At 51.9% G+C, this 13,116-nt stretch carries 14 protein-coding genes; 4 read left to right on the top strand and 10 right to left on the bottom strand.

Annotated features, from left to right (window positions below; translation table 11 throughout):
• Both WMO24_RS13405 and WMO24_RS13400 read left to right on the top strand, forming a co-directional pair.
• The coding region (locus tag WMO24_RS13405; RefSeq protein ID WP_349216872.1) for a M23 family metallopeptidase at positions 1-758 on the top strand (758 nt) is incomplete at its 5' end.
• 56 nt (positions 759-814) lie between these two features.
• Positions 815-1,996 carry a murein hydrolase activator EnvC family protein gene (locus WMO24_RS13400; RefSeq protein WP_349216871.1) on the top strand — a complete coding sequence of 394 codons (1,182 nt, stop codon included), beginning with the start codon at positions 815-817 and terminating at the stop codon, positions 1,994-1,996.
• Between the two features lie 88 nt (positions 1,997-2,084).
• Here the strand turns inward: WMO24_RS13400 and WMO24_RS13395 are convergent, their stop codons facing one another.
• The 10 genes from WMO24_RS13395 to WMO24_RS13350 form a co-directional block, all read right to left on the bottom strand.
• Positions 2,085-3,473 (bottom strand): DUF4368 domain-containing protein, encoded by a 1,389-nt coding sequence (locus tag WMO24_RS13395; protein ID WP_349216869.1) that lies wholly within the window; start codon positions 3,471-3,473, stop codon positions 2,085-2,087.
• Between the two features lie 92 nt (positions 3,474-3,565).
• Positions 3,566-3,961 (bottom strand): recombinase family protein, encoded by a 396-nt coding sequence (locus tag WMO24_RS13390; RefSeq protein ID WP_097785472.1) that lies wholly within the window; start codon positions 3,959-3,961, stop codon positions 3,566-3,568.
• Positions 3,958-5,565: a recombinase family protein gene (locus tag WMO24_RS13385; RefSeq protein ID WP_148336292.1), complete on the bottom strand. Its 1,608-nt coding sequence runs from the start codon at positions 5,563-5,565 to the stop codon at positions 3,958-3,960. Before WMO24_RS13385 ends, WMO24_RS13390 begins: the two co-directional genes overlap by 4 nt.
• The gene (locus tag WMO24_RS13380) at positions 5,566-7,272 is read right to left on the bottom strand and encodes a recombinase family protein (protein WP_136891601.1); all 1,707 of its coding nucleotides are present in this window, start codon (positions 7,270-7,272) and stop codon (positions 5,566-5,568) included.
• A gap of 15 nt (positions 7,273-7,287) precedes the next feature.
• The gene (locus WMO24_RS13375) at positions 7,288-8,922 is read right to left on the bottom strand and encodes a recombinase family protein (protein ID WP_136891600.1); all 1,635 of its coding nucleotides are present in this window, start codon (positions 8,920-8,922) and stop codon (positions 7,288-7,290) included.
• A gap of 213 nt (positions 8,923-9,135) precedes the next feature.
• Positions 9,136-9,378 (bottom strand): DUF6870 family protein, encoded by a 243-nt coding sequence (locus WMO24_RS13370; protein WP_008816138.1) that lies wholly within the window; start codon positions 9,376-9,378, stop codon positions 9,136-9,138.
• 510 nt (positions 9,379-9,888) lie between these two features.
• A complete protein-coding gene (locus tag WMO24_RS13365; protein WP_005934739.1) occupies positions 9,889-10,371 on the bottom strand; it encodes a hypothetical protein in 483 nt (160 codons plus the stop codon).
• Between the two features lie 208 nt (positions 10,372-10,579).
• The gene (locus tag WMO24_RS13360) at positions 10,580-10,822 is read right to left on the bottom strand and encodes a hypothetical protein (RefSeq protein ID WP_005934741.1); all 243 of its coding nucleotides are present in this window, start codon (positions 10,820-10,822) and stop codon (positions 10,580-10,582) included.
• On the bottom strand, positions 10,822-11,550 hold the full coding sequence (locus WMO24_RS13355; protein ID WP_071699575.1) for an ImmA/IrrE family metallo-endopeptidase: 729 nt from the start codon (positions 11,548-11,550) through the stop codon (positions 10,822-10,824). Before WMO24_RS13355 ends, WMO24_RS13360 begins: the two co-directional genes overlap by 1 nt.
• Positions 11,547-11,924 (bottom strand): hypothetical protein, encoded by a 378-nt coding sequence (locus tag WMO24_RS13350; RefSeq protein ID WP_256173618.1) that lies wholly within the window; start codon positions 11,922-11,924, stop codon positions 11,547-11,549. The genes WMO24_RS13355 and WMO24_RS13350 overlap by 4 nt, the downstream gene beginning before the upstream one ends.
• A gap of 152 nt (positions 11,925-12,076) precedes the next feature.
• Between WMO24_RS13350 and WMO24_RS13345 the strand changes: the two genes are divergently transcribed.
• Both WMO24_RS13345 and WMO24_RS13340 read left to right on the top strand, forming a co-directional pair.
• Positions 12,077-12,505 carry a helix-turn-helix domain-containing protein gene (locus WMO24_RS13345; protein WP_005934745.1) on the top strand — a complete coding sequence of 143 codons (429 nt, stop codon included), beginning with the start codon at positions 12,077-12,079 and terminating at the stop codon, positions 12,503-12,505.
• 140 nt (positions 12,506-12,645) lie between these two features.
• A complete protein-coding gene (locus tag WMO24_RS13340; protein ID WP_223385148.1) occupies positions 12,646-13,110 on the top strand; it encodes an ImmA/IrrE family metallo-endopeptidase in 465 nt (154 codons plus the stop codon).
• Positions 13,111-13,116: the final 6 nt, after the last annotated feature.

Raw genomic sequence — 13,116 nt, 5'->3', positions numbered from 1 at the left:
GCGGCCGCGGCGCGCTGGCCTTGGCGGCGGGATTTTCAGGCGCGCCGGGAACCATGAAAGAAAGGGTGACAGCAATGTTTGACAAAACCAAAAAGAAAACGTTCGTTCCGGTACTGGCAGCACTGTGCATAGCAGTGGCGGCGGCCAGTGCGCTGGTGTCGTGCAGCGCCAGGGAAGCGGCTTCTTCGCAGAGCACGGCTTCCACTTCTGTGGCACAGAGCACATCGCAGCCGCAAAGCGCATCGCAGGCGGAAAGCGCATCCGCTTCCGCGCCGGACAGCACCGCCTCCTCTGCCGGATCCACTCCGGTTCTGACCGCGGAAGAGACCGGCTGGGTCTGGCCGGTGGGCGGAGAATATACGCTGAGCCGCTCCTTTGCGGAAAGCAGCCACCGGGGCGTGGACATTGCGGCGGACGAGGGAACGCCCATTTACGCGCCGGCAGCAGGCGTTGTGACGGCGGCGAAGAACGAAGTGGGCCAGAGGGACCAGGAATGGTCCATGGGGCTGTACGTGCAATTGGACCATGGCAGCGGGATGACGAGCCTGTATTCCCATTGCAGCAGCGTGACCGTGGAAGAGGGCGATACCGTTGCCGCGGGCCAGGTGATCGGCTATGTGGGCAGCACCGGCAATTCCACCGGCAACCATGTGCATATTGAGATGGAAAAAGACGGTGTTCTGCAAGACCCCATGGCCTATCTGCAGGCATCCGCTCCGCAGCAAAAAGAGCAGGCGACTTTGGAACCGACGGCGTGAGACAAAACAGATACACATGTAAAAAATGAGCGGGAACGGTTTACGGGCTGCGCGCTGTGTGCTATTCTGGTAACACAACACTGCTTTTGCGGCAGGGAGAGATGGATTTGGTGTGGAAAAAACGATGTGCGGCCCTGGTTCTTGCGCTGGCCTTGGTGCCGGCTATGGGCGCGGCCGCAGCAGAGACGCCCGCTGAGGAACTGGAGCGTCTGCGCAAAGAACAGCAGCAGATCGAGCAGAGCATTGAGGACGCGCAGGACGACATTGAACAGGCGGGGCAGCAGAAGGAACTGTATACCCAGAAAAAGAACAACATCGGCGCACAGATCGAGGCCATGAAGCTGCAGATTGACACCCAGCAGGCCCAGATCGAGCAGACACAGGCGCAGATCGCTCAAACCGTGACCCAGCTGGATGCCAGCCGGCAGAGATTTGAGGACCGGATGGTGAGCATTTACGAGATGAGCCGTCAAAGCAGCCTCAGTGTGCTGCTGGGGCTGGACAGCTTTTCCGAGATGCTGCGCTTTTCCGAAAACCTGCAGAGCATCGCGGTCAGCGATACGCAGATCATGGAGAATCTGCGCGCGCAGGAGCAAACGCTGGAGCAGCAGGCAGCGCAGGAACAGCAGCAGATGGATCAGCTGAACGCCTCGCAGGAGGAGCTGAAGCGTCTGGAAGCGGAGTATGCCCAAGCGCTGCAGCAGGCGGATTCGCAGATGACCCAGGCGCAGGCGGAAAAAGAATCTTACGAAAAAGCCAGCGCCGAAAAGGAGAAAGAAATCGAAGAGGCCGAGCGCCGCTATGCCGAGTGGGCGGCCCAGGACGATAACCCCGGGGTGGATTTCACCGGTGGCACCTTTGTCTGGCCGCTGCCGGGCTATACGCAGAATTCCCCCATGGGCTGGCGCACGGACCCCATTACCGGCCAGCAGAGTTTTCACCGGGGAACGGATATTCCGGCTCCCAAGGGAACGCGCATTTACGCGGCGGCTGGCGGCGTGGTGTCCACTCACGCGGATTCCAGCTATGGCACCTGTGTAAAAATCAGCCACGGCGGCGGGCTGGTGACCATTTACGCCCACATGTCGGCCCGGGCGGATGGCATCGGGGACGGCGTTGTGGTAGAACAGGGCCAGCTGATCGGTTACGTGGGCAGCACGGGGCGTTCCACCGGCAATCACCTGCATTTTGAAGCCAACCTCAACGGCACGCCGGTCAGCGTGTTTGACTATCTGTAAAACAAAAAGCGCACCCTTAGGGGTGTCCAGTTAAGAAAACATTCTAAGGCGAGAGAGAAACGGTATAGCTTCGGCTATGCCGTTTCTTTCATTTTTGCCTGCTATCAAATACTTTGGACATTTCCAAAATCCCGATACCTTTGTAGTAGATATCTACCTCTTGCCTGCGGTTGATTTTGCTATGGGGATCGGTCGCCGCGTGAATGACGATCTTCTCAACGAACTCATGCAGGATACGGGGTGTCAGCTCCGGGATATCGGTGTACTGGCGGACAACGGACAGAAACCTATCAACATTGGCACTTTTGCTTTCTGCTTCTTCGATTTCTTCACGGAGCATTGCAGCCTGTGCCTGCAAGCCAGCCTGTTCCGCTTCATAGTCGGTGGACAGCTTGTGAAAACGCTCGTCTGTCAGCTTTCCGCTGATGTTGTCCTCATACAGCCGCTTGAAGATCATATCCAGTTCCGTGATACGCTTCTTACTTTCAGACAGTAGCCTGCGCTTTTTGGCAAGACCTTTATTGCGCTCCTTTACATCCATATCCATGACCATTTGAACGAAGCGGTTTTCATGGCTTCTTGCGAAGGACACAATCTCCCGCAGATTTTGAAGGATCAGTTCCTCCAGGATAACCGTTCGGATGGAGTGTGGTGTGTTGCATACCTGCTTTCCCTTACGGTAACCAGAGCAAATATAATATTCTTGATCCTTTCGGAAACCGGTCGCTCTGCACTGGTACAGGATCGAGCCACAATCGGCACAGTACATCATGCCGGAGAACATCCCCATTTCGCCCATCTTTGTCGGACGGCGCCGTGACTGCCGCGCCTGCTTTACAGCCTCGGCAATGGCTTCTGTCCAGATAGGTTCATGGGTATTTTCAAAGATGACCCATTCACTTTCGGGATTTTTAATTTTCTTTTTGCTCTTGTAGGACTTCTTTGTGGTCTTGAAGTTCACCGTATGCCCCAGGTACTCACGCCAGCGATCCATAATTCCCGCTATCGTGGTATTGTCCCAGCCATAGGGATCACCCTGCTTTTTTACATTACAAGGGATGCCTTTGCTTTCGTAGTAAGCGGCAGGAGTGAGGATTTTCCGCTCCCGCAGCTTTCGTGCTATCTGGGACGGTCCAAACCCATCCATAACATACAGCCCGATTTCATAGACCACATCGGCAGCCTCACGGTCAGGTATCCAATGTTTGCTGTCCTCCGGGTCCTTCATATACCCGTAGGGGGCACTGGTCGTCAAATGTTCCCCAGCGTTTCCCTTGACCTTCATAACGGCACGGATTTTCTTGCTGGTGTCTTTTGCATACCACTCATTGATGATATTGCGGAAGGGAGTAAACTCATTATCGCCCTGGGTGCTGTCCACCCCATCGTTTACGGCGATAAAGTGAACATCATGTTCGGGGAACATGATCTCGGTATACATACCCACCTGCAGATAATCACGGCCAAAACGGGACATATCTTCTTGTGTCAAGTAGGGACTAAAAAAATTTTGAGAATTTACAAGCCGTTCATAGGTGGACAACCACCCGTGAACGGCTTGCGTTTTCTCTATGCTCTTGTGCCGTTCTTTGTGCGACGCTTCTTATACGCCGCCGCAAATGCCTCCATCATCGGAGTGACCGGAAGCTCGTTGTCAGGCTTGGACAGATACTCGAACCGGATGCCGTTCTCCCGGAACTTTCGCTCAAACCTCATGAAAGAGGAAGTGTCCCGGCTGATTCGCGAGGTGTCGCGGGTGAGGATCGTACCGATGTCCTGACGCTTGGCTTCGTTCAGCAGGAAGTTCATGATACCTTCCGTATGGACGCCGGAGATGCCGTCTGCCGCCACAGCAGCAGCCACCTCATAGCCTTTGTCCTTCGCATAGCGTTCCAGCTCTTCCCGCTGGTCTGCTGCCGCAAGCTGATCCGCACAGGCAACGCGGATATAAAGAAATACTTTCATTTGGCTTCTCCTTCTGATGTAGTGAGGAAGTCCTTGAACTTCCAGACGATTTCTATGTTGTCAAGATCGTAAATGTAGACCGCAGAAATGAATGCGTGGGTCAGCTCATAGGTCAGAGCTTTGCAGTCGGCGTACTGTTCGCAGACCGCGTCCAGCTTTTCATCTGAACAGGCGGTCTCGGAGTCAAGCTCCTTCATTCGCTCGTGACTGCGCTGGATTGCTCCATCGTTTTCAGCAATCTTCACATCCGCTGCCGCCTTCTGCTGAATGTACGCCTCCTTCGTGATGCTTCCGGCTGCATACTTCTCGTAGAGCCTCAGCTTGGACGCCTTGTGCTGCTCGTTCTGCTTTTGCAGAGTGCGGATTTTATCAGCACATTCCTTGATGGCAGATTTCCGCAGATCACCGACTTCGCGGTTCTGTATTGCTTCCTTCTGTGCCAAAGCAAGAAACTGAGTAAGGGCATGGAAGACAACCTTCTCAATATCCATTTCCGGAAAGCTCCTGCCAACCGGACAGTCTGTGTTTCCGTTGTTGACCGAGTGAATGCACTGGAAGTACCGAATGCCAGCCTTGTTCTTTCGGCGTGTCATAGCACGTTTACAGTTACCGCAGCGGACGAGTCCCTTGAGCGGATAGTCATGCTGCTTGCGCGTGGGATTCCGTCCTCCGCCTCGAATGACCTTCTGAGCAAGCTCAAAGTCTTCCTTGCTGATAATAGCTTCATGCGTTCCTTCTACGATAATCGGCTCATTGACAACACGCTTTTTTGAGCCGACACCGCAGGACTTCATTTTGCGGCTGACCAGTGTTCCGGTGTAAACAAGGTTTTTGAGGATGTTATAGACCATCACGGTTTCCCAACTGATTTTCTCGCTCATGTTACTGAACTTCTTCTTGTCGGGATGCTTGCTCTTGAAGTATTGCCCCGGCGTCGGGATGCCGTCATCATTCAGGCTGCGGGCGATCTGAGAGGTGTTGCTGCCTTCCAGCGCCTCGCGGAAAATACGACGGATCACATCAGCCGCCTCCGGGTCTACGGCAAGTTTGTTCCGAATGGTGGGATGCAGGACGTAGCCGTATGGGGCGTAGCCACCGACATACTTGCCCTGCTTCATCATCTGGATTTTTGCCGATGTGGTCTTTACGGAAAGGTCTTTGCTGTATGCGGCGTAGATGATGCTGCGCATAACCACTTCCAGGCCGCCCGTTGTGCCTTTGTAATCGTCACTGTCATAGCCGTCGTTGATGGAAATAAAGCGGACGCCCATGAATGGAAAAGTGCATTCCAGATAGTTTCCCGTTTCAATGTAGTCACGAGAAAAGCGGGAAAAGTCTTTGACGCAGATCAGATTGATTTCGCCGCGCTTGACCTTCTCCATCATCTGCGTGAACTGAGGACGGTGAAAGTTCGTGCCGGTATAACCGTCATCCGCAAACTCAGACCGCTGACAGTGAGACAACTCCGGATGATTGTCGAGAAAGCGATTGATGAGCATACGCTGGTTGCCGATGCTGTCACTTTCCGCCTTGCTGCCATAACCGGTATCTTCATCAGCCATTGAGAGGCGGATGTAGATGCCGATGTTGTATTCCTTGCTCATTTACATCGCCTCCTGCACTTCCTTGATACTCTGAATGGTCAGAGCGTAAATATCGCCGTATTTCATGACCAGCTCGATTGAGCCGTCCTCATGGACTTTCACAAGCTCTACGGACTCGTCAACCAACTCCTGAGAGAGCTTTTCTGCACCGCTGACGGATTTCATCAGCGTGAGCCACTTGTTGTCCTCGGACATTGCCTCGGCAAACTTCACCTTCCGCTGAACCGCTTCATCCAACCGCCGGGAAAGATCGGCATACTGCTCATCGTAGGCTTTCTTGGCAAAGGCGTATTCCTCTTCATCGAGAACGCCTTCCGTGAAGTCCTCATAGAGACGGGTACGCTTCTTGGAAATACCGCTGAGTTTCAGATTCAGGCTTGTAATGAGCGCATTCTGCTGATTTCGGATGCTGCGTTCACCTTCGCTGTTTCTCAGTTTGGCAAGCAGCTTGTCGTAATTGAGAGCCGCCTTGACTTGAAGCTGGATCGCCGCAAGCACATCGGCTTCGAGTTTGTCCTGCCGCGTATAGTGTGGCGTACAGAGATTGCCGCGCTTGACGGATGAGCTGCACTCATAGAAGGCGTACCATGCGCCGTCCTTACGCTTGTCAACGCGCTTTCGATGGAAATAGAGTTTCCTGCCGCAATCTGCACAGATGATTTTGTCTTCAAAGAGATTGATCAGTGTAGCACGGATTTTCTCCGTGCGCTCCATCTTCTCAATCCTTGTCCTTGCAGCAGCGTCGCGCAGCTCTTGTACCTTTTGGAAGTCCTCGCGGGAAATAATCGCCTCGTGAGTATTGGGAAAAACAATCCATTCCTCGCGGTCGATATGCTGATTCTTGACGCCCTTATAGATGGCGTTCAGCGTCCGTCCGAGAACGGTATCTCCGACGTAATGGGGATTATCCAGAATGGTAGTCAGTGAAGACTTGTTCCAAATCTTCTTTGCCGTAGCATTGCCTGTGCGGACGCCGACCTGATACTTCTGAAACTCCGGATTGGGCGCGTTCATTGCATCAAGCCGGTCTGCAATCGCAGGAAGGGACAGCCCTTCAATCTTCCATTGGAAAATCTTCCGGACAATCGGTGCGGTTTCCTCATCGAAGACCATATTGCTGTGTTCTTCATCCCAGCGATAACCATACGGGAGATTGCGCTTCTTGAACTCTCCGCTTTCCATCTGTGCCTTGAGCGCGGTAGAAACCTTGCGGGAGATGTCCTTCGAGTAAAGGGTGTTGATCATGTTTTGCAGAGGGATGATGAGGCTTTCGCCGGAGCCGTCCGTATCAAAGTTGTCGTAGTTCTCTTTGATGGCGATAAACCGAAGCCCGATCTGCGGAAAGACCCGTTCCAGATAGGTTCCAGCCTCGATGTAGTCACGCCCGAACCGGCTGAGATCACGAACTACAAGGCACTTGATCCTGCCGGTGCGGATGTCGTTCATCAGCCGGTTGAACTCCGGTCTATCAAAAACCGTTCCTGTTCGTCCGTTGTCCACATAGGTATCTATCAGATTCAGGTAGGGACGCTCTGCAATGTAGGACTTGCAAATCTCAACCTGATTTGCGATGACATCCACCTTTTCGGACTTGCCGCTGTTTTCAACGGAAAGACGGGCATAGATGGCTGTTGAGAAGACCTCGGAAGAGCCAGATTCGATAACCGGCTCTTCAACTGCAATTTGCTTTCTGCTTTTTCTTGCCATTTGCTCATTCCTCCTTTATACGGCAATATCCAGTTCGTCGGCATAACCGAGAACGTATTCAAGTGTCTGCTGGTATTCGTCCTTGTATTTGAAGACGATTTCGATTGCATGGTTTTCGTGAATCAGAATGCGGTCAACAAGGGACATCAGCACACGGCGGTTCAGCTCTTCGACGTTTTCATACTGCTTAAAAAGCGTTACCCAGTTCCGTTCAGTCGTGCCGGTTGTCACCGTCTGCTTCATTTCTTTTTTAACCCGCAGAAGCGCGTCCTGCTTGCCCTCAATGGTTTTGGTGTAGCTGTTGCGGAACTCGAAGTATTCCGTTTTATCAATGACGCCGCCGATGAAGTTCTCGTAAAGCCCCAGCTTGAGCTTTTGGTACCGTTCAATCTCTTCCTCGATTTTGGCGATCTGAGCTTCGTAATTGAAAGCCTTACGGCTCTGAGACGGAAGCCGTTCTATCATCGCAAGCGCGTGTTCCAGATTGATGACAAGCTCAATCTGGTCATGAATGGCACGGAAGACCTTCTCTTCAACCTCTTTTGCGGCGATGCTATGCGGGCTGCACGTCCGGCTGTGCTTATTGGTGGAGCAGACGTAGTAGATATACTTTTTCGTCTTCGACGGGACGGTCTTGCGGATCATTGGCTGCTGACAGTCTCCGCAGAACAAGAAGCCGGAAAACAGGTGTGCTTCGTTTTGATCGGGTGAGCAGCGCATATCCCGCTGCATCATGACCTTGACTGCCATGAAGTCCTCGTAGGACACAAGAGCTTCATGCGCGTTCTCAACCTTGACCCACTCGGATTCATCCTTGCTCTTCACGACGCGGACTTTGTAGTTGGGAGTGCCGCGCTTGCCTTGAGCCAGAACGCCGATATAAACCTCGTTGGTGAGAATACGCTGGACGGCTTTGTACGTCCATTTTGCGGTATCGCCGGTTTTGAAGACGGTATCGAACTTCACACCGGCGGAATGCTTGTATTCCATCGGGGACAGGACGCCCATCTGGTTCAGACGCTTTGCAATGCGCCCAATGGAGAACCCGTCCTTGTACATGGAGAAGATCATCTGCACATATTCGCTGACCGCTTCATCCACGATGAGCTGGTTTTTGTTCTCCGGCGATTTCATGTAGCCGTAAGGCGCGAACGAGCCGACGAACTCACCACTTTTCTGTTTGACTTCCAAACTGCTTCGGATTTTCATGGAGATGTCCTTGCAGTAAGAATCGTTAATCAGGTTTTTGAACGGGATAACAAAGGAGTCGGACTGCGGATCACCGGTCAGACTGTCATACGCATCATTGATTGCGATGAAGCGAATGCCAAGCTGCGGGAAAATCTTTTCAATGTAGCGCCCGCCGTCGATGTAGTTTCTTGAGAAGCGGCTGAGATCCTTGACCACGATGCAGTCAAGCGCACCCTTGCGGATTGCCTCTTCCAGCTTTTTGAACTGAGGACGATTGAAGGAAACGCCGCTGTAACCGTCATCCACAAACGGCTCACAGACAAGCTCCAAATCCTCATGCCTTGCGATATAGTCCTCGCAGATGGCTCTCTGGCTGGCGATGGAGTTGCTTTCTACTTTGTCTCCATCTTCACGGGACAGACGGCAGTAGATCGCCGTGCGGTAAACCTTGTCTGGCATAAAAATAACCTCCGTTTTTCTGTTTGGTGTGGTACATCAAATCAGAAAGACGAAGGCTTGCTTCAACTCTTATGAAGAGAAACACGAAAACGCCACATGACCATCAGGGCAAGCGGCTTAATCCGTATTCTTCTTTTTTGACCGATTTCATTATACCACAGGCTCAATCGCTTGTCCATAGAACCGGGTGAAAAGATTCAGACTGTTCATAAATCAGAGACCTCTCAGATAGTGTTCCAGACAATCTTCCATTGTCGTGTCCGTCGCGGCGAAGCTGATCTTCACCACAGTTTTCCCGTCCAGATAACAATAGGGATTTCTGATCTGCTTGATGAACTCCCTCAGCCTGTCCTCTCGCGGTGCCGCAGGATCAAGCCGGATGCTGCTTCTCTGAACGAGTGTGCTTCGGTCAACCGTTTTCGGACTGACGCTTTTCATTGTTTCAATGCCCATCATATTCTAAGCACCTCCTGTTTCGTGAAATATTCAGGACAAAAGGATATGGCAGAGCATCTTGTGAAGATACCCTGCCACATAGTTTTCATCCTGAAACTATATAGTAAGTTTCTTTTGGGTTTGTTTCATTGTCCGGCATATTTGCAGCTCGCGCCCCTGCCAGAAGAACTTTGCAGTTCCGGGAATGCTGCGGACTACCAATGGTCAATCGGTATCATGGGACTCTCACCCCTCCGAGGATCGCTCCGAGCCGCCCATTCAAAGAAAAGACGGAAGTATCATTATACCCGGCATCTGCATCGTCGCAAGCAGCCGCACCACACGACTGTTATAGCTCTCCGGAGGTCGCTCACTCCCTTTCGGGAGGTCTTGGCGTCGGAAGCTGTGTTGCTTCGCAGAAGCGGAAAGATCCGCAGCACTGAACTATTCAGTTTTCAAGGAGCAGTGAAGTGGTCTGATTGACCCTTTCACTTTACAACGGACATCTTTTTGCCGTTTGTTGAGTACCGCTCAAAAAATTCTTTGAAATTTTTTCTGCACCGCTGCTTTGAGGTCAAATGCAGCTCTGATGCCGATGCCTTTCCTTCGGGCAAACTCTCGAAGAGTCAGTCCTTCACGGGTCATCGCAAGATACAATTCGCGCTGCTTCTCGGTCAGAATGGAAAGAAGCTCCTTCTCTTTGAGGGCGGTGATCAGTTCCTCCATGCAGTCGCGGGAGTCTGCCAGCCATGCAGCGGACTTCACATCGTCCTCCGGCATAGCGTCAAGGGACAGCACGGTGTCAGAAATTTTCTCTGCGCCGTCCTCATCCTCAGAGGTGTTGTCAGAGCCATACGAGCGTCTGATCCGCTTTTCCTCTGCGCGAAGGATTCTCATAACCTTGCGGTCAACCTCGGAAACTTCGCCGGTTCGTTTCACGCGCACCATGCACTTGCCGTCCTCCGTAGTCCAGAGGTCGTAATCGAACGCGATAGGGGTCTTAGGGATTTTCATTGTTCATCCTTTCCGCTGCGCGGGAGCAGCGGGAAGGGTGAAGACAGAAAAAGAGCCGCATGACGGTGAGGTTTGAATCCCATGCCGATAAAACAGAGCAATTAAACTCTGTCTCATGCGGCATTAGGATGACTTCACCTATCAGGCGGCTCCACAGCTCAGCTATGACATATATTTTATTTTAGAACAGAGGCTTGTCCTCCGGTTCTTACTTGGTACGCGGTCGCAGTCTTCTCATATTCAGCACATCAAAGACTGTGATCCGCCCGCATTTCTTGCACTTGGATTCTACATGACCCCTCGTGTCCTCGTAGACAGCAATAGCATTATGCTGACAATAGGGACATTTCAGGTATCGGGGCTTCTGCTGGGAAATGGCAACTCTTGCCCTGCGGATTTTTTCGATCAGCTCCGGCGTCGGTTCCTGAACCCGAATGGATGCTCTCTTCATTACCACACCTCCAATGGGTCAACATACTCACTGAATGGACGATCTACCATGTAGCCGAGCTGACGAAGGCGGATAGACGCCGTTGTCTTGGAGACACCGAACAAACGGCAGAAAAGGCGCAGCGTTAAGTGATCACCATACGAATACCTCCCCTCGTAATTGATCAGCGGCGTTTCTGCAAACCGACGCATTGCCAGGTCAACCTCTTTTTGAGGAAGCAGGATCGCCGCGCCCAAGACATTTGCTTGCCACTCGTTCCAGTCCTCGCGGGTTTTCAGCTCTCGCGGCGTATAGGCTGTCCGTGCAGAATATTTCATTTCGCAGGACGCCTTTACCTCTTCCGATTCCAGTTGGAAGAGAATCTGATGGGCGCACTCGTGGGCAAGGGTAAATCTGCGCTTGGCGCAGAGCCGCTGCACGTTGCCGGATCGAATGAAGCTCTCGTCCAAGATAATTTGATTACGCTTCAAAGCCAGTGTGCGCGTAATACCAAGTTCCGTGATCTTGTACTCAGTGTCGGCATAGGCAGTGACACCGCAGATGCTTCCGTCCGGCGAGAGACGGGCGAATGATACGCGAAGACCGAGATAGTTCTTTGCAAACTGATCAATGGGTGTTGGCAAAGCTGATCGGTCGGGCTTGTCCGCCTCATCCCCGAAAAAGAACCGGTTGAAGTCCTTCGTTGTTGAGGCTGCAATTTCTTCAAGTTGGCGCTGGGATAAAATCATGAGCAGTTGTCCTCCTTTGCTTCGACGAACCACTTGTCTCCTTCGTGGAAAAGAAATGACTCCTTTCCGCGAATCTGAACTGTGTAACGGATGCCTCCGCCCCCAACCTTTTTGGATGTGGCGCGGCATTTGTATAGAATCTGGTCGATTTGAAAGATTACACCGTTGTCCCACCAGATAAGGCGAGGGAGGATTGCCCCCTCCTTGTCCACATCCAGCGTAACCGGGACGTATGCTTTTCTGTACTGTGTAGCCATTTCTGTTTTTCTCACTCCTGTTCCCTCATACCGGTGTATGCCGGTACGGATAATCTTCGGCAGCATAAATGCCTGTCCATTTGAACTGCTCAAAAGATGTAACTTTTTCGTGTACAACTACTCATGCCCCTTGACAGGATGAGCAATTCAAGATATACTATGAGTAGTTGGATTGCTCAGTCATTATTATACGCACTTCAAGTGCCTTTGTCAATAGACTTGCGCAATTTAATGTCGCAAACTTTTTGTGAACAGGAGTGATTACCAAAATGACGTTTGGAGAGAAATTCAAGGCTGAACGGGAGAAGCGGAAGCTGACCCAGCAGGAAGTAGCCGATGCACTGGGAATCAACAGACGTATGATTACCCGGTACGAGAACGGCATTTCCTTTCCCCGTACCAAGGACGCTTACAGAAAAATCGCGGAATACTTCAAGGTGGATGTGAACTATCTGCTGACCGAGGACGAAGAGTTTGTGGTTCAGGCATCCGAGCAGTACGGCTCCCGTGGCATGAAACAGGCAAAGGACCTGATTGAAGGGATGTCCGGCTTGTTTGCGGGCGGTACGCTGTCTGAGCAGGACAAGGATGCGGTGATGAAGGCGTTGCAGGATATATATTGGGAATCCAAAGCCCGGAATGTTGAGAAATACACGCCGAAGAAATACAAGAAGACCGGTACGGACGCAGAGGAATAACTGTCTGCGTCTCGGTTTCTTGACGGATTTACTTTGACTGTTTTCAACATGAAAGGGGTGAAGGTCCCGTGATAATTCGCTCCGAGGAAATATACAAAAAGGCGAACAGCATTGTCAAAAGCTGTGGAACAAGAGATACCTTGAAGATTGCCCGTGAGCTGGGCATTCATCTCCATTTTCTTGACAATCTGAACGATCTGCTCGGAATGTACACCTACCGCCATAAAGAGCGGCATATTCTTCTGAACTCCAACATGGAGTATCTGATCATGCAAATGGTTTGCGGTCACGAGATCGGGCATGATACCTTTCACCGTGATCTTGCCAAAGGAAACGAACCGCTCCCGGAGTTCGTGCTGTTCGATATGCGCACAAAACACGAATATGAGGCGAATGCGTTTGCCTCACACCTGATCATTGACGATGATGAGCTGATTGACCTGATGAAGCAGGACTACGATGTGGTGCAGCTCTCGGCTGCAATGGGAACAAACATCAACCTGATGCTGATCAAGCTCAACGAGCTGAACCGCATGGGCTGGCAGCTCAACTTGCCTTATGTACCGCACTCTGACTTCCTGAAAAATGTCAGACCGGAGGGTTGAATGAGG

This window comes from Ruthenibacterium intestinale (assembly GCF_040096265.1).
In the GTDB taxonomy this organism is placed as follows: domain Bacteria; phylum Bacillota; class Clostridia; order Oscillospirales; family Ruminococcaceae; genus Ruthenibacterium; species Ruthenibacterium komagatae.
This window is presented reverse-complemented; position numbering and strand designations above follow the sequence as displayed.